Annotated in this window: 17 protein-coding genes; 7 read left to right on the top strand and 10 right to left on the bottom strand. The window is 49.6% G+C overall.

Annotated elements, in window-relative coordinates; genetic code table 11:
• Positions 1 to 243 precede the first annotated feature (243 nt).
• Positions 244 to 576 (top strand): hypothetical protein, encoded by a 333-nt coding sequence (locus ACTHUF_RS03085; protein WP_137040409.1) that lies wholly within the window; start codon positions 244 to 246, stop codon positions 574 to 576.
• A gap of 206 nt (positions 577 to 782) precedes the next feature.
• Here ACTHUF_RS03085 and clpX read toward each other — a convergent pair whose 3' ends face one another.
• Entirely contained in the window at positions 783 to 2,048 is a 1,266-nt protein-coding gene (clpX, locus tag ACTHUF_RS03080; RefSeq protein WP_440407008.1) for an ATP-dependent Clp protease ATP-binding subunit ClpX, read from the bottom strand.
• Positions 2,049 to 2,361: 313 nt separating this feature from the next.
• On the opposite strand from clpX, the gene ACTHUF_RS03075 reads away from it, so the two are divergent.
• Both ACTHUF_RS03075 and ACTHUF_RS03070 read left to right on the top strand, forming a co-directional pair.
• Positions 2,362 to 3,270, top strand: coding sequence for a serine hydrolase (locus tag ACTHUF_RS03075; protein ID WP_371440889.1), 909 nt, complete (start codon positions 2,362 to 2,364; stop codon positions 3,268 to 3,270).
• Positions 3,271 to 3,378: 108 nt separating this feature from the next.
• A complete protein-coding gene (locus ACTHUF_RS03070; RefSeq protein WP_049329845.1) occupies positions 3,379 to 4,152 on the top strand; it encodes a M48 family metallopeptidase in 774 nt (257 codons plus the stop codon).
• 63 nt (positions 4,153 to 4,215) lie between these two features.
• Here ACTHUF_RS03070 and ACTHUF_RS03065 read toward each other — a convergent pair whose 3' ends face one another.
• Positions 4,216 to 4,710, bottom strand: coding sequence for a DMP19 family protein (locus ACTHUF_RS03065; RefSeq protein WP_049352179.1), 495 nt, complete (start codon positions 4,708 to 4,710; stop codon positions 4,216 to 4,218).
• A 113-nt stretch (positions 4,711 to 4,823) separates the two neighbouring features.
• On the opposite strand from ACTHUF_RS03065, the gene ACTHUF_RS03060 reads away from it, so the two are divergent.
• Both ACTHUF_RS03060 and ACTHUF_RS03055 read left to right on the top strand, forming a co-directional pair.
• Positions 4,824 to 5,021 (top strand): zinc-finger domain-containing protein, encoded by a 198-nt coding sequence (locus ACTHUF_RS03060; protein ID WP_036491686.1) that lies wholly within the window; start codon positions 4,824 to 4,826, stop codon positions 5,019 to 5,021.
• Positions 5,022 to 5,024: 3 nt separating this feature from the next.
• Positions 5,025 to 5,381: a hypothetical protein gene (locus ACTHUF_RS03055; RefSeq protein WP_070823323.1), complete on the top strand. Its 357-nt coding sequence runs from the start codon at positions 5,025 to 5,027 to the stop codon at positions 5,379 to 5,381.
• Between the two features lie 6 nt (positions 5,382 to 5,387).
• On the opposite strand, the gene mutY is transcribed toward ACTHUF_RS03055, so the two are convergent.
• Positions 5,388 to 6,422 (bottom strand): A/G-specific adenine glycosylase, encoded by a 1,035-nt coding sequence (gene mutY / locus ACTHUF_RS03050; protein WP_315093838.1) that lies wholly within the window; start codon positions 6,420 to 6,422, stop codon positions 5,388 to 5,390.
• A 162-nt stretch (positions 6,423 to 6,584) separates the two neighbouring features.
• Here mutY and ACTHUF_RS03045 point away from each other — a divergent pair, with 162 nt between their 5' ends.
• On the top strand, positions 6,585 to 7,625 hold the full coding sequence (locus tag ACTHUF_RS03045) for a zinc-dependent alcohol dehydrogenase family protein (RefSeq protein ID WP_440407005.1): 1,041 nt from the start codon (positions 6,585 to 6,587) through the stop codon (positions 7,623 to 7,625).
• Between the two features lie 69 nt (positions 7,626 to 7,694).
• On the opposite strand, the gene trmA is transcribed toward ACTHUF_RS03045, so the two are convergent.
• From trmA to ACTHUF_RS03010, 7 genes are all read right to left on the bottom strand, one after another.
• Positions 7,695 to 8,777 carry a tRNA (uridine(54)-C5)-methyltransferase TrmA gene (gene trmA / locus ACTHUF_RS03040; protein WP_070849400.1) on the bottom strand — a complete coding sequence of 361 codons (1,083 nt, stop codon included), beginning with the start codon at positions 8,775 to 8,777 and terminating at the stop codon, positions 7,695 to 7,697.
• 117 nt (positions 8,778 to 8,894) lie between these two features.
• Complete coding sequence (gene pta, locus ACTHUF_RS03035; RefSeq protein ID WP_315093843.1) at positions 8,895 to 10,397, bottom strand: phosphate acetyltransferase; 1,503 nt, start codon at positions 10,395 to 10,397, stop codon at positions 8,895 to 8,897.
• A 149-nt stretch (positions 10,398 to 10,546) separates the two neighbouring features.
• Entirely contained in the window at positions 10,547 to 11,623 is a 1,077-nt protein-coding gene (gene prfA / locus ACTHUF_RS03030) for a peptide chain release factor 1 (protein WP_003745798.1), read from the bottom strand.
• Positions 11,624 to 11,779: 156 nt separating this feature from the next.
• Positions 11,780 to 13,048, bottom strand: a complete 1,269-nt coding sequence (locus ACTHUF_RS03025; RefSeq protein ID WP_049348944.1) for an Nramp family divalent metal transporter — start codon at positions 13,046 to 13,048, stop codon at positions 11,780 to 11,782.
• A gap of 287 nt (positions 13,049 to 13,335) precedes the next feature.
• Positions 13,336 to 14,103 (bottom strand): TatD family hydrolase, encoded by a 768-nt coding sequence (locus ACTHUF_RS03020; RefSeq protein WP_070823927.1) that lies wholly within the window; start codon positions 14,101 to 14,103, stop codon positions 13,336 to 13,338.
• A 12-nt stretch (positions 14,104 to 14,115) separates the two neighbouring features.
• The gene (locus tag ACTHUF_RS03015) at positions 14,116 to 15,099 is read right to left on the bottom strand and encodes an asparaginase (protein ID WP_315093848.1); all 984 of its coding nucleotides are present in this window, start codon (positions 15,097 to 15,099) and stop codon (positions 14,116 to 14,118) included.
• Positions 15,100 to 15,165: 66 nt separating this feature from the next.
• Positions 15,166 to 15,828: a DedA family protein gene (locus tag ACTHUF_RS03010; RefSeq protein WP_440407001.1), complete on the bottom strand. Its 663-nt coding sequence runs from the start codon at positions 15,826 to 15,828 to the stop codon at positions 15,166 to 15,168.
• A 285-nt stretch (positions 15,829 to 16,113) separates the two neighbouring features.
• Here ACTHUF_RS03010 and ACTHUF_RS03005 point away from each other — a divergent pair, with 285 nt between their 5' ends.
• Positions 16,114 to 16,623, top strand: a complete 510-nt coding sequence (locus tag ACTHUF_RS03005) for a DUF2199 domain-containing protein (RefSeq protein ID WP_083324777.1) — start codon at positions 16,114 to 16,116, stop codon at positions 16,621 to 16,623.
• Positions 16,624 to 16,632: the final 9 nt, after the last annotated feature.

Below are 16,632 nucleotides of genomic sequence, written 5' to 3'. Positions count from 1 at the left end.
GACCATGTTTTGATATTTTTACAGTTCAAAAACAGAAAAATTTACTGGTCTGCAAGGTTTTGAGTTTATTAGGAATTAAGCATTTGTCTTAACATCAATAGAATTAATTTATCAAAAACTTACAGGCTGAAATGAAACTAAATTGTACTCACGTACTCAATATTGAGGTGCAGAGCTTGTTTTGTAGCCTGTATCTCCCGTTTAACGGTAAACCATAAAATCAAAATTTAGGAATATACAATTATGAAAACTTTATTGATCGCTCTTGCAACCGGTAGCCTGATGTTGGCAGCTTGTTCTTCTTCCAAACCTGAAGAAGCGGCAGCGCCACGCATCACTGTTGAAGAAGCAATGACTCAATGTCAACAAGCATCTGGTGAAAATGCTGATCGCGCTGTATTTGATGCCTGCATGAAAGGCAAAGGCTATCAACGTACGGCTGAATCAGCTGCCTCCGAGCCTGCTGCATCTGAACCAGTAGCTGCTCCTGAAACTGCTGCTCCTGAAGCTGCGGCTTCTGAACCTGCCGCCAAAGCTGCTCCAGCTAAAAAAGCTGTTAAAAAAGTAAAAAAATAAGCTTCATAAAATTCAAGGAAGTCACTCTCATCAATACTCCGGATGAAGGCAGACTTAGAGCAACTTGAAAACAAAGGCCGTCTGAATATGTTTCAGACGGCCTTTGTTTTTCATGTATAAGACCATTATTCAAAGATATACTTTTGGTTTTATTAAAAAATAAAAAAGACGTGTAGCGAGTACACGTCTTTTTCGGAGAATGATCCTTATTGCTTATATTCGCTGCCGTCTGCACGGAAAAGTTTTGGCTGTTCGCCTTTTTCCACGACCTCTTTATTGATGACGACTTTTGCTACGCCTTTCAAATCCGGTAGGGCGTACATGGTGTCCAAGAGGCAACGTTCGACGATAGAGCGCAGGCCGCGCGCACCGGTTTTGCGTTCCATCGCCAGTTTGGCGATGCTGTGCAAGGCGTCTTCTTCAAACTCAAGACCGATATCTTCCATTGCAAACAAGGTTTGATATTGTTTGACCAAGGCATTTTTCGGTTCGGTCAAAATGTTGACCAAAGCATCTTCGTCCAATTCTGCCAATGTGGCAATCACGGGCAGACGGCCGATAAGCTCGGGAATCAAACCGAATTTAATTAAGTCTTCAGGCTCGACTGTTTCAAACAGGGCTGAAATATCGGCGTTTTCATCTTTGCTGTGCACCGCCGCACCAAAGCCGATACCACCTTTTTCAGTACGTTGGCGGATGACTTTTTCCAAGCCGGCAAATGCACCGCCGCAGATAAAGAGGATGTTGGTGGTATCAACGTTGATGAATTCTTGGTTCGGATGTTTGCGGCCGCCTTGCGGAGGAACGCTCGCTACCGTGCCTTCAATCAGTTTCAGCAAGGCTTGTTGCACGCCTTCGCCGGATACGTCGCGCGTGATGGACGGATTGTCGCTTTTGCGTGAAATTTTATCGATTTCATCGATATAAACGATGCCGCGCTGGGCTTTTTCAACGTCAAAATCACATTTGCCCAAAAGTTTGGTGATGATTTGTTCGACATCTTCACCAACATAACCGGCTTCGGTCAAAGTTGTGGCATCCGCCATGACAAAAGGAACATCCAGTTTGCGCGCCAAAGATTGCGCCAACAGAGTTTTACCTGAGCCGGTAGGGCCGATGAGCAGGATGTTGGATTTGGACAACTCGACTTTGCCCTCTGCTTTCGGGTGGCGCAGGCGTTTGTAGTGGTTGTAAACCGATACTGCCAACGCTTTTTTTGCGTGTTCCTGACCGATAACGTGGTCGTTGAAGTTGGCAACGATTTCGGCCGGGGTAGGCAGTTTTTTCTCGGTGTTTTCTGCGTTCACTTTGGCAAGCTCGTTTTCAATCTCGCCTGATTCGTTGTCTTGCAGCATCATGCCGCAAGTTTCTACACATTCGTTGCAGATGAAGGCGTGTTCGCCTTCGATCAGATTTTTAACGTCGTTTTCGGACTTCCCGCAGAATGAACAGGTGCGTTTTTCTTCAGACATAATAATTTCTTCGTATGGTTGTATGGAGGCTGTGTTGTAAAGGGGGAACAGATATTTCGGGCGTATTGCCGGATTGAGGGAGTGCCTCTGACAAAGGAGCCTAAGTATAATAACTATCTTGTGTTTTTTCAAATCAGAGCAGGCATTGCGCCGTATCGTCTAAGAAACAGATGAGGGTGCTGGATTTGAATATCTCGCAAACAAACGCAAAGTTTTCTCAACTCGCTTTACAATTAGCAAAAAATTTAACAGAATGTTGAATTAAATGTATTTTTTTGAATTGGCAGATATGAAATTCTATAAAACTTTAGGAATGGTATGGACAGGTGTGGCATTGGCCTTTGCTTCTGCACCTGCCGTTGCCGATGATATGGATGTATTGGGACAATTTTTGGAACAAAATTTCCCAGTGCAAAATGACCCGATGGAAGCTTTTGCGTTGAGTCATGCCGACCAAGTCGAAGCTCAAGCCGCTTTGGCAGGTCCTTTGCTGTCTTCGCAATCTGCTTTGATTTTCAATAATAAAACCGGTGAAGTGCTGTATCAGAAAAACCCTGATCGTGTCATGCCGATTGCCTCTATTTCCAAATTGATGAGCGCGATGGTGGTGTTGGATGCGCATCTGGATATGAACGAGCCTATCACGATTACTGAGGCTGAAATCGACCGTCTGAAAGGTACGGGCAGCCGTTTGAGCATCGGCACGACACTGACACGCGGCGAACTGTTGCACCTGAGCCTGATGAGCAGTGAAAACCGTGCTACCCATGCGTTGGGCCGTACCTATCCGGGTGGTATGAGCGCGTTTGTTGCAGCAATGAATGCCAAAGCACAAAGCCTGGGCATGACCAGCAGCCGTTTCTATGAGCCTACCGGTTTGAATTTCCAAAACGTTTCAACTGCACGCGATTTGAACCGCATGGTTGCGGCAGCCAGCAAATATCCGCTGATCCGCAAAAATTCTACTTCAAATTATGGCTCGGTTTGGACGGCAAATGGTCGTCAAAACTACAAAAACTCCAATGCCTTGGTGCGTGAGGGCAGCTGGAATATTGAATTGCAGAAAACCGGCTATATCCGCGAGGCAGGACGTTCTATGGTGGTTAAGGCCAATGTACAGAATCAGCCGATTACCATCGTATTGCTCAACTCTCCGTCTTCCACAACACGCGTGAACGATGCGCGTAAGATTGAGTCTTGGATGTTGCAGCGCCGCTCTTAAATATTGCGCTTAAAGGCCGTCTGAAACCGTTCAGACGGCCTTTTGTGTAAAGTGTATTAAATTTGGGTACAATGTCGTTACATTAACTTAAAAACACAGAGAGAAAACATGTTGGGAAAATGGAATAAAAAATATTGGGCCGGCATGGGCGTGATTTTGGCGTTGACCGGCTGTACTTCCGTAGCGGATATGGTTGGCTACGATACTGCGACTTTAAATGAAGACGCGGCTAAAAGTTACTCACAAGTCATTCAAAAAGCGCGTGGTCAAAAAGCTTTGGATGTTTCATCTCCAACTGCTCAACGCGTTCAACGCGTGTTTGCACGTCTGCGTCCTCATGCTGAGCGCGCCAACAAAACCGGCGTGCCTTTCAACTGGCAGATGAACGTTATCCGCAGTGATGAAATGAACGCATGGGCAATGCCGGGCGGTAAAATGGCCGTGTACACCGGCATAGTAGAAAAATTGAAGCTGACTGATGATGAAATTGCCGCCGTTGTCGGCCATGAAATGACCCATGCTTTGTTGGAACACAGTAAAAAAGCTTTGGGCGGACAAGTATTGACCGGCTTGGGCGGTTCGATTTTGGCCAGCTCAACCGGTGTGGATGGTGATTTGGTCGGCTTGGGTGCAGATTTGTTGGCGACCAAACCGTTCTCACGTTATCAGGAAAGCGAAGCGGATGCCGGCGGTGTGCGTTTGATGGCTGAAGCAGGCTACAACCCTGAGGCAGCGGTAAGCGTGTGGGAAAAAATGAACAAAGTACAGGGCGGCAGCTCATTGGCTATTTTGTCGACTCACCCAACCAATCAGGCGCGTATCAATGCAATCCGCAAAATGTTGCCTGAAGTGATGCCGATTTATCAGAAAAACAAACGTTAATTTGACGTATTGATGATTTTGCCGGTTTGAACAGATGATTCAAACCGGCAAAGTTTTATGGTTTCAGCCTGACAGTTTGGCAAATTTATCCCAATTTGCCTGAACGTAGGCTGCTGCGGTTTCCAAGTCTTCGTCGGCAACATCATAATAATCGCCGTCAAGCTCTTCAAAATCGGGAAAAGCTTTGCGGATTTCGTCGAAACCCCTTTGCTCGTCTGCCATTTTTTCAATGGCTTCGCCATGTTTTTCGTACAGAGCTTTGGCTTTGTCTAAGATTTTTGGTATCGGTTTGATGCGCCAGCGGCGCAGGCTGTCGGCAACCGGATTGCCGAAGATGTATTCTCCGTATCCTGAAGCGATAAGCTGTACAAAGCCGCCTTCTTGAACCTGGCTGTCGAGGTAGCAAAGGGCAGTCAATGTATGCTGTTCGTCGTTGAGGCCGGACATTTCCTCGTCGCCTGCCTGTTCGGTGTGGTCCAAATAGGCTGCGCTGAGTGTATAAAGAAATGAAGCGGAATCGGAAGTATCGAAATCTTGAAGGCGGAGCAGGGTCGTCATAATCATCAAAGGCCGTCTGAAAAAAGTGATTATATAATGTTTTCAGTCTGAACCTAGCGGCCGTTTTGCTTTACAATATCGGAAGATAAGAAAACATAGTGAGGAACCAAACCATGAGTACACAGTCTGAAAAAAACGTTGTAGTCATCAAACCGCAGGATTTGCCGCTGCATTGCTCCGGCCCTAATCATGAAACATGGAACGGCCATCCGCGCGTGTTCTTGCCGATTCAGTCCAACAGTGAGATTGAATGCCCGTATTGCAGCACTTACTATCGTCTTGATGGCGAGATTCCGCATCACCATTACTAATCTATGCCTATGTTGAACAAAATCATCTGCGCTTTGTGCCTGAGTTTGTGCGCTGCGTGCGGTTCGTATAAGGCCGTGCGCCCTGACGCGCCGTTACCGGTCATCGCACAGGCGCAGACGTATTCTGTCCGTTATCAATCCGCACAAGGTCGGACGATTACTGCAATTTATATCAACAGCCACAGCCCGATGATGGTTGAGCTGCATGAAGGCAATACGGTTGAGAAACTGGTGCAAGTCCGCTTGCGCAGTCAGGGCGTCGAGTACGCCAATCCAAGCTCGCGTTGGCAGATTGGCGATGGGTTTGCCGTACTGATTCGCGGCGGAAAAGAAGTTGTATTTAAAGAGATTGTGGAATAGGGCGGTTTAGCCTTTAGCCAAATATTTGATTAAAGGTTTGGGCAAACCATAATCCGTCAAATGTTCCGATGATACCCAAAGGCCGTCTGAAAGATGTTCAGACGGCCTTTGTTGCGTCTGAAAAGGGGTAATCATCAATAAGCGGTGGGTCAGGCGGTGGGTAAACGTGGTTTGTTCTTCAAGGCCGTCTGAAATAATGCCGAAGCGTTCGGCGTAAGCATACAAATCGTCTAATTTTTCAAAACAGGGTACGCAATACAGACCGCCCCAAATACCTTTGGCAGGGCGTTTTTCAAGCAATAATGCACCGTCTTGGTTACGAATAATCAGCCAGTAAAGCGGCAGGGTATGTACTTCAAGGGCAGTTTTTTTGCGCGGCAGCTCGTCAATACGGTTTTGCTTTTTTGCTTCGCAGATGTCTACCATCGGGCATTGATGGCACAAAGGTTTTGTCCGTTTGCAGACGGTTGCGCCCAAGTCCATCAAGCCTTGCGTGTAGGCAGGCATATCGGCGTTTTCAGACGGCAGCAGGCTTTCGGCAAGCGTCCAGAGCGAGTTTTCAAATTTTTTGTCTTGCGGATTGCCGTCTTGGGCAAAGACACGGCAGAGAACGCGTTTGACGTTGCCGTCCAAGATGGTTTCTCGTCGGTTGAAAGCAAAGGCAGAAATGGCAGCGGCGGTACTTCTGCCTACACCGCAGAGCGTTTCCAAGTCTTTGCGCTCGGAAGGAAAGATACCGCCGAATTGTCCGACGACTTGTTGCGCGGCTTTGTGTAGATTGCGTGCACGGCTGTAATAGCCCAAGCCTGCCCATAAAGATAAAACCTCGTCTTGCGGCGCGGCGGCTAGCGATTGCACGGTTGGGAATTTAGCTAAGAAACGCGGATAGTAGTCCAATACGGTGGCAACCTGCGTTTGCTGGAGCATGATTTCTGAAAGCCAGACGGAATAAGGGTCTTTGACCTGCCAAGGCAAGTCGTGACGGCCGTGTTGCCGTTGCCAATCAATGAGTCGGCGTGCGAATGATGTGGGTGTGTTCATTAATATTTACCTTTTAATTATTTATTTTTAAAACAATAAGTTATATTATAACATTATAAATAATAATCAGAATTGACTTATCTGGTGGAGGGGTATATAAATATAGTTAACGTGGATTTACGCAGTATTGTTAAAGTTTATTAACCACTCAAGGAGATTCACATGAAAGCAATGGTTTATCACGGCGCAAACGACATCCGTTTTGAAGAAAAGCCCCGCCCTCAAATTATCGATCCGACCGATGCAGTCGTCAAAATCGTTAAAACCACGATTTGCGGTACCGACTTGGGTATTTGGAAAGGCAAAAACCCCGAAGTTGCCGACGGTCGTATTCTCGGTCATGAGGGCATCGGTATTGTAGAAGAAGTCGGCGATGCTGTAAAAAACATCAAAGTCGGTGATAAAGTCATTATTTCATGTGTCAGCAAATGCTGTACTTGCGACAACTGTAAAATCCAACTTTATTCACACTGCCGCAACGGTGGTTGGATCTTGGGTTATATGATTGACGGTACTCAGGCCGAATACGTCCGTACGCCTTATGCCGACAACAGCTTGGTTCCGCTGCCTGACAACGTCAACGAAGAAGTTGCCCTGTTGTTGAGCGATGCCTTGCCGACCGCCCACGAAATCGGCGTGCAATATGGCGATGTGAAACCCGGCGATACCGTATTCATCGCAGGCGCAGGCCCTGTCGGCATGTCCGCCTTGCTGACTGCACAACTGTATAGTCCTGCCGCCATCATTGTTTGCGATATGGACGAAAATCGTTTGAAACTGGCGAAAGAATTGGGCGCAACCTATACCATCAACCCTGCTTCCGGCGATGTGAGCAAGCAAGTTGCCACTATCGTCGGCGAAGACGGCGTAGATTGCGCCATCGAAGCGGTCGGTATCCCTGCAACTTGGAATATGTGCCAAGATATCGTGAAACCCGGCGGCCATATCGCTGTGGTTGGCGTACATGGTCAATCCGTTGATTTCAAACTGGAAAAACTGTGGATTAAAAACCTTGCCATCACAACAGGCCTGGTTAACGCGAATACCACCGAAATGCTGATGAAAGCCATTTCCAGCAGCCCAGTGGATTACACCAAAATGATGACCCACCATTTCAAATTCAGCGAATTGGAAAAAGCTTACGATGTATTCAAACACGCTGCTGAAAACCAAGCCATGAAAGTGGTTTTGGAAGCGGATTGATTTGAAAATCGCTTAATATGCTGTTAATTAAAGGCCGTCTGAACATTCAGACGGCCTTTTTGTATGGTTTTATTTTTTCTTCAACCAAACGCCACTTTCGATATGGTGGGTAAATGGGAATTGGTCGAACAGGGCGGTGCGTTCGATGGTATGGGTTTGACAGAGCGTGTCGAGGTTGGCGCGCAGGGTCTCAGGATTACAGGAAATATAGAGGACGTTGTCGAATCGGGCAACCAATTTGAGCGTCTCATCATCGACACCGGCGCGCGGAGGATCAACGAAAATAGTTGAAAAATCATAGTCTTTCAAGTCGATGCCTTGTTCTTGCAGACGGCGGAATTCACGGTTTTGCGTGTAGGCCTCGGTAAACTCTTCCGCAGACAGGCGGGCGATTTTGAGATTGGTAATTTGGTTGGCTTCAATATTCCACTGGGCGGCATTGACGGAAGTTTTGGAAACTTCGGTTGCCAGCACTTGATTGAAATGTTGCGAAAGCGGCAGGGTAAAATTGCCATTGCCGCAATATAGCTCAAGCAGGTCTTTGCCTAAGTTTTGCGCGGCATCACACGCCCACGTCAGCATTTTTTGGCACACTTGGGCATTAGGTTGGGTAAAGCTGCCTTCGATTTGACGGTAGCGGAAGGTTTTGCCGTTGACTGTCAATGCTTCGGTTACGAAATCTTGGCTCAATATGATTTTTTGTCCGCGGCTGCGGCCGATGATGTGGATGCCCAAATTGTGCGCCAGCTCTTGCGCGGCTTGTTGCCATGCTTCGTTCAGCTTCTTGTGGTAAATCATGGTAACCAGCATTTCGCCGCTTAAAGTGGATAAAAATTCGACGGCGTACCAGCGGTTTTTCAGCTCGGGATGATTGGATGCGGCTTCAATCAGTTTCGGCATCAAGGCATTGATGGATTCGGATGCGGCAGGAAATTGGTCGCAACGGATCAGGCTTGCCCCGCTTGCCTTTTGCCCGCGCTCAAACATGGCGTAAAACATTTCGCCGCCTTCATGCCAGATGCGGAACTCGGCACGCATTCTGTAATGCTGTTCCGGAGATTCAAAGACTTCGATTTCTGGAAAATCCAGTCCTTGGAAAAGTTGCTGAAGATATTGCTTTTTGTCGGCTAGTTGTTGCTGGTAGGCAGTCATCGGGGCAGTCTTTCAGAAAATAATGGCGAATTATAATATAGTTGGCGTAAAGATACGAAAGGCCGTCTGAAACATCGGTTTCAGACGGCCTTTGATTTCAAAGCATCAGCTCGTCAATCAGCCTTGCATTTGTTTGGCTTGAACGGCAGTCAGGGCGATGGTGAAGACGATGTCTTCAATCAATGCGCCGCGGGACAAGTCGTTAACCGGTTTACGCAAGCCTTGCAGCAATGGGCCTACGCTCAGGACGTTGGCGCTGCGTTGTACGGCTTTGTAAGTACAGTTGCCGGTGTTGAGGCTTGGGAAAATCAGGACGGTTGCCTGACCTGCGACAGCGCTTCCCGGAGCTTTGGATTTGCCGATGGATGGAACGGTGGCCGCATCGTATTGCAGCGGACCGTCGATTTCCAAATCAGGACGTTTCTCTTTTGCCAGTTTGGTGGCTTCGATCACGGCATCGACGTCAGGACCGCTGCCTGAGTTGATGGTAGAGTAGGAAATCATGGCCACTTTCGGATCGATACCGAAAGCTTTGGCGGTATCGGCAGATTGGATGGCGATGTCGGCCAGTTGCTCAGGCGTTGGGTTCGGGTTGACCGCGCAGTCGCCGAATACCAAAACTTGGTTAGGCAGCAACATGAAGAATACGCTGGATACGAGGCTTGCACCCGGAGCGGTTTTAATCAGTTGCAGGGCAGGGCGGATGGTGTTGGCAGTGGTGTGGACTGCGCCGGAAACCAAACCGTCCACGTCGTTTTGAGCCATCATCATGGTGCCCAGTACGACGGTATCTTGCAGCTGTTTGCGGGCATCTTCCGGAGTCAGGCCTTTAGATTTGCGCAATTCGCACATAGGCTCGACGTATTGCTCAACCAAAGAGGCAGGATCGATGATTTCCAAAGAATCAGGCAGGGAGATACCGCGTTCTTTGGCCACGGCTTCAACTTCTTCGCGGGTAGCCAACAGTACGCAACGGGCGATGCCTTTTTCGTGACAGATGGCGGCGGCGGCGACGGTGCGCGGTTCGGCGCCTTCAGGCAGAACGATGCGCATATTGGCTTTTTGTGCGAAATCGATCAGGTTATAACGGAATTGGGCCGGAGACAAGCGTTTGGCTTCACGTTTGGCCAAAGCGGATACGTCTTGTAGTTTGTCGCTGGAGCCGAAGAAAGTCAGGCCGGTTTGCTCGGCAACTTGTGCGCCCAAAGTAGCGGCTGCGCCGTCAATGATGAAGCCTTCCAATAAGCCCGGGGAATTGGTGTAGAGCTGTTTGGCGAGGTTTAATTGTTGGGCGAGGGCGGCCGCGTCGGTATTATCGGATTTCAGTGCTAAGACAACGCCTGCGTCCAAAGACAGCGCCAATTCGACGTTTTTGCCTGCCAAGAACAATTTGTCCGCATTAGGAGTGATGCCTTCGATAACGAGGTTATCTGCGTTCAATGCTGCAACTTTACCGACAAGCGCGTCAAACCAGTCGTCGCTCTTGCCTTGAGCCAACAGGGCTTCTGTAGTGGAGTCAACGGCTTGGAAAACTTGCGCATTCAATGCCGCTGCAAATGCTTTTGCCGCTGCATCGGCGTTCAGACCGGCGGATACCGGTGCGATCAGGATTTTTGCCATTTTGTGTCCTCTCATTCGGTGATTGTAGAAGGGTGTTGCTGTGGCGCAGCTGGTGCTGCATTTTATCACTTTGGGATAACATATACACGGTCATATTGACATATGTCATCAGGCCGTCTGAAAAGTATAAACGCAATGGACCAAATCCATCAATCCCCCATGGCCGCCAAAAGCTCGGCTTGATGCTCGGCAATCAGAGCGTTGGTGATTTCTTCCAAGTCGCCGTCCATCACAAAATCCAGCTTGTGCAGGGTGAGGTTGATGCGGTGGTCGGTTACGCGGCCTTGGGGATAGTTGTAGGTGCGGATGCGCTCGCTGCGGTCGCCGCTGCCGATGAGGGATTTGCGTTCGGCAGCCTCTTTGGCTTGGGCTTCGCGTTTTTGTGCGTCGTTTAAGCGGGCGGCGAGGACTTTCATCGCCTGCGCTTTATTGGCGTGTTGGCTGCGGCCGTCTTGGCATTCGACCACCATGCCGGTGGGCAGGTGGGTGATGCGGACGGCAGAGTCGGTTTTGTTGATGTGCTGACCGCCCGCGCCGGATGCGCGGAAGGTGTCGATGCGCAGGTCGGCCGGGTTCAACTCGATGTCTTCGAGTTCGTCCGCTTCGGGCATGACGGCAACGGTACAGGCTGAGGTGTGGATACGGCCTTGGCTTTCGGTGGCAGGGACGCGTTGCACGCGGTGGCCGCCCGATTCGAATTTCAGACGGCTGTACGCCCCGAGTCCGATAATGCGGGCGATGACTTCTTTATAGCCGCCCAACTCGCTTTCGTTGGCGGAAACGATTTCGACCTGCCAGCGGTTGCGTTCGGCGTAGCGGCTGTACATGCGCAGCAAATCGCCTGCAAACAGCGCGGCTTCGTCGCCGCCTGTTCCGGCGCGCACCTCGATGAAGATGTTTTTGTCGTCGTCGGCATCTTTGGGCAGCAAGAGTTTTTGCAGTTCGGTATCGAGCGTGTCGATTTTGGCTTTGGCCGCTTCGATTTCTTCGGCGGCAAAGTCTTTCATCTCAGGGTCGGACAGCATTTCTTCGGCATCCGCCAAGTCGCTTTGCGCCAGCTGATAGTTTTGGAACACTTCGACCACGGGGGTCAATTCGGCGTGTTCGCGCGTGAGTTTGCGGTAGTTGTCCATATCGGACGTGGCTTCAGGCTGTCCGAGCAAATGCGTGACTTCTTCCAGTCGGTCGCTGAGTTGTTGTAGTTTTTCTAAGATAGACGGCTTCATAAATTTTCCAAAATACGGATGCCGTCGAGTGGTCTGCAACGGCGAAATAAGGCGTTATTATAATGGGTTTGAATGGAAATTCAAAAAGATATGATGGATTGGAAAGGCCGTCTGAAACCTGTTTTGAAGTTTCAGACGGCCTTTTTTCATATGTGCTTATTTAGGCGCAGCCAAGATGCCTGTTTGGTTCAGCAGGAACAAAACGGTAAAGCCGGTCAAATAAATCAAACCGATAATGGCGAGGAAGTTCATGCCCATGGTCAGTTTGTGGCGTTTGTCGCCTTTGACGAGGCGGTAGTTCAACCAAGCGAACACTGGGGCGGCAACGAAAGCGGTAATCATGGCGAATTTGAGCAGCTCGGCCATTGCGCTGTTGAACCAGAAAATCACGGCCAAGCCTGAGCCTGCGACCCAAATGTTCCAAGCAAACAGTTCGAGGTTGCCGGTTTTGTCTTTACCGCGCAGCAGGCGTACCGGTTCGGCAATCGCGCGGGCGTAGCCGTCCACTACGGTAATCGTCGTGCCGTACATGCAGGCGAAGGCGATAAATGCCACTAATGGACGAGACCAGTCGCCGATGGTCACGGCGTACATATTAATCAGTTGGCCGACATATTTGCCGCCCGCCATTTGCACTTCTTCGCCGTTGCCGTATTGGACATATGCACCCAAGGCGAGGAAGACGACTGCCAAAATCGCGCTGGTGATGTAGCCGACGTTGAAGTCGAAAATACCGTCGCGGTAGCTGGAAGGGTTGATGCGTTGTTTTTCGGTAACCCACAAAGAGTTGATGGCGGAAATTTCAATCGGCGCAGGCATCCAGCCCATCAATGCGATGAGGAAGCCCAAGCCTGCCAGTGTCCATGGGGTAGGCTCGATAAAGTCGGGTTTCATCTGCATGCCGCGAGACATGGCCACGGCGGCTGCGGCGACGGTGGCGATGGTCAGGCTGACGATGATGATTTTGGAAACGTTGTCCAATGCTTTATAGCGGCCGCTTGCCAAAATCAGCAGGCAGGAAACCATAATCATGACGGATACCATGCCGGCATCGAAAGTCAGCGACGGGATTGCCATTTTGACGATGGCGGCGGTAACGATGGCGACTGCACCGGCATTAATCGTTGCCGATGCAATACACAAAATCAAAAATACCCACAAATAAACGCGGCTTTTTTCGGCATAGCCCTCAATCAGGCTTTTGCCCGTGTCCAGCGTGTAATGCGCGCTGAAGCGGAAAAACGGGTATTTGAACAGGTTGGTCAGAATAATAATCAGCGCAAGCTGCCAGCCGTAAAGTGCGCCTGCCTGCGTGGAGGCAATCAGGTGCGAGCCGCCGACTGCCGCCGAAGCCATCATGATACCTGGGCCCAGAGCATTGATTTTGCTCTTCCAGGTGGAAGCGTGTGTATGTTGTTCAGCCATAATTAGTTTCCGCCTTTTTCAGACGGCCTTATTATCAAAAAAAAGCATATTTTAACGTAAATAAAAAGTTTGCCCAATAATATGCGTAATACTTTTTATCAATCAAAGGGAAAATACGGTGTTAAAAAGCCGAGATGACGGAGTGAACGATATTTTGTGCCAAAAACATTTTTTCAGACGGCCTTGTATCGCTTTTTATCCATGAATATGGGGTAGGGAGGGCTGAGTGTGTCCGTTTGGAAACGGAACGGACGGGCGAGGCTTTTTGATGCCTTGAGGTCGGTATGTTAAGGGGAAGTATGGAGCAGGGAATTCACGTTTTGCTCGGTTGCTTCAGCCAGTTGTGCCAGCGGTACGCCGCGCAGTTCGGCGGCAATTTCGGCGATACGGCGGATGTTGGCCGGGGTATTGGTTTCGTGGCCGAGCATAAAAGGGCTGTCGGTTTCGAGAACGAAATCCGTGTCATCTAAGGCTTGTAAGGCGGTACGGACTTTTTTGGCATTGGGATTGAGCAGCAGTGAGCCTATACCGATTTTGAAGCCGAGTTTTACCAAAATCCGCGCTTCTTCTACGCTGCCGGAGAATGCGTGAACAATACCGCCTAGCGTGAAACCGGCGGTTTTGACGGCGGCGGCAATGGCGGTGGTGGCTTTCAGATTATGGATGATGACGCGGCGGTTGAGGTGTTGGGCGAGGATAAGTTGGCGGATAAAGACGTCGATCTGCGTGTCGCGTTGCGCTTGGGTTTGCTCTTTGCCATAAAAATCCAAGCCGATTTCGCCAACCCATGCTTGCGGATGCCGGATTAATTCTTTCTCTAACTCTTGGAATGCCGCTTCGTTGAGGCCGTCTGAAAACCACGGATGAATGCCCAAAGCGATATGGATATTTTCAGACGGCCTTTCCAACTGTGCAACGGAGTGCCAATCCTTGGGAGATGTAGCCGGTACGATAAAACGCGTCACGCCGGCGGCTTGCGCTTCGGCAAGCACGGCAGGCAGCGTGTCGGCAAGTTTGGGATCGACAAGATGGCAGTGGGTGTCGGTGAAAGTCATATTTAATGGCGGTTACCGCAGATTTAATTGTCGCAATTCTTGTCGCACCTTATCCGCATTCCAGTCATGCGATACGGCAAGGGTCATCAGCGCGGTGGCCGTTTCAAGATTGCATTTGCCGCCGTTGATGATGCCTGCCTGACGCAAAGCATCGCCTTGGGCATAGACGGCGGCGGCGCAACCTTGCGGCACTTGGCTGATGTTGAGCAGCAACTTGCCTTGTTGCGTAAAGGCTTGAACGGCTCGGACAAACGCATCGTTACTCGGCGCATTGCCGTGGCCGTAGCTTTGCAGAATCAGGGCTTGGGCGCAAAGGTGGGGCAGGCCGTCTGAAAGTTCTTGCGCGGCATAACCGGGAATCAGCGTGCGGACGGAAACTTTGGCTTCAGAATTGGGAAGACGCGGTTTGAGGCCGTCTGAATGTTGTGCCGGGGCGGTACGGATATTGTGCCAACCTTTGTTTTCCTCCCATTCGGCGAGTGCGCCAAAATGCAGGTTGTCGAAACCTGCGGCGGTTTCGGTGCTGACCTTGCTGCTGCCGACGGCGGGGAAGAGCTTGCCGTCAAAGGCAATCGCCACTTGTTTGAGCTTGAGCGAGAAAGCGGAAACGGCGGTGGCCAGGTTGCGCGGCGCATCGCTGTTGGCGGCATCGTAAGGCCATTGCGAGCCAGTCAGGATAACGGGTTTGTTCAAACCTTGCAGTGAGAGGGCGAAGAGGTTGGAGGTGTATGCCATGGTATCCGTGCCGTGCAACACCAAAATGCCGTCATAGTCAGGCAGCTTGGCGATAATAAGTTCCAACCAGTCGCGTTGGTTTTGCAGCGTTACCGCGGAAGAATCGATGAGCGGCTGACAAACGTGCCATACGAAATCAAGGCCGTCTGAAAAGGGGGTAAGGGCTTTATCGACGAGAGCGGTATCGGGACGCAGGCCAGCGCTGCTTTGGGTCATGCCAATGGTGCCGCCGGTGTAGAGGACGAAGATTTTTTGTTTCATGGTGTTTCTGATGAATGATTGAGGCCGTCTGAAAGAGGGGAAGTGTTTCAGACGGCCTGGAATGGTTTATTGATTGGTTTGTTTTTTAGCTTTTGCCGCGCGTTTTTCGTGCAGTTTCTCGCGGAAGAAGGTGTGGCGGCGGTGTTTTTTCCACCAAATCCAGCCGACAATGACTGCGCCGATGCCCAGTACGATAAAGATACCTGATTGCAGGCTGTGCATTTTTTTCATCAGCCAGTCGGTATTGCGTGCGCCGTATTCGCCCAAATAAATCCAAACCGGCACGGAAATCAGCGCGGCCAAACCGTCCATCAGGATAAAGCGCAGGTAGGAAACCTTGCGGCTGATGCCTGCAGTCACGAAAACGGCGGTACGCAGGCCGGGCAGGAAGCGGGCGACAAATAAAACCCAGTTGCCGTATTTGTCGAATTTTTCCTGTACTTGGGCATAGCGTTTGGGCGTCATCACACGCGCGATCGGTTTGAATTTAAGGATTTTTTGTCCCCAAATCCGGCTGGCCGCAAACATAAAGCCGTCGCCTACCAATACGCCGAGCATACCGACGGCAAACATAATATGCGAGTTGGTATAACCCAGGCCGGAGATTACGCCGCCGGTTACCAGCGTCAAATCTTCAGGAATCGGTACGCCGAAGCCGCAAATAACCAAAACGAAAAACACGGCCGCATAGCCGTATTCAACGAAAAAAGATTCTAAAAATGCAAACATGGCCGCCGTCCCACGATAGATATTGATTGATAACTGGATTAAGTTGGAATTCTACCAAAGATAAGGCCGTCTGAAAGCAATCACAAGCAGATATTGTTCAAATTTGACGGTAGTTTGCAAAAAATATGGAAATTTGGATGTGGAAAGTTGGGATATGGACGGATTTGGCAGGTACAATAGCCACTGGTTTATCTTTCAAACCCGAAATGGCGGTCTGTTTTCAGACGGCCTGTTTGGAAAGTTGGTTGTGGAATTAAAGAATCTAAAATTCAAAAGGAATCCATTATGTACACTTGTACTTCCTGCGGCGAAAACCATGAAGAGATGCCCGCAATCGGCTTTATCACTCCAGATCCCTATAATGAGCTAAGCGAGGACGAACGTAGTACCTACCAAGCCGAGTGTAACGGTGATTTCTGTATTATCCGCTATCCTGACCAAACTGACCGCTTTATCCGCACGGTGCTGCATATCCCCATTATCGGACATGAGGAAACGTTGGAATACGGCGTATGGGTATCTGTCAGCGAAAAGAGTTTTAACGATTATAAAAGCCACTTTCATGATAATTCGGAAAACGTTGTTTATTTCGGTATGATATGCAACTGGCTGCCCCCATATGAAACCAACACCTTCGGTCTGCATTGTAATGTTGTTACACAGTCTAATAACCAACGCCCTCTGCTGCAACCCCATCAAAGTGGCAAACATCCGCTGATACGTGACTTTTACCAAGGCATAGAATACGCTGAAGCGCAGGCAAGAATAGATGCGGTATTCGGATCGGATTACTAAGGACAAAAA

Origin of the sequence: Neisseria sp. P0024.S006 (assembly GCF_051956595.1) — a bacterium.
In the GTDB taxonomy this organism is placed as follows: Bacteria; Pseudomonadota; Gammaproteobacteria; order Burkholderiales; family Neisseriaceae; genus Neisseria.
Note: the sequence above shows the minus strand (reverse complement) of the source record. Positions and strands in the feature narration are given on the sequence as shown.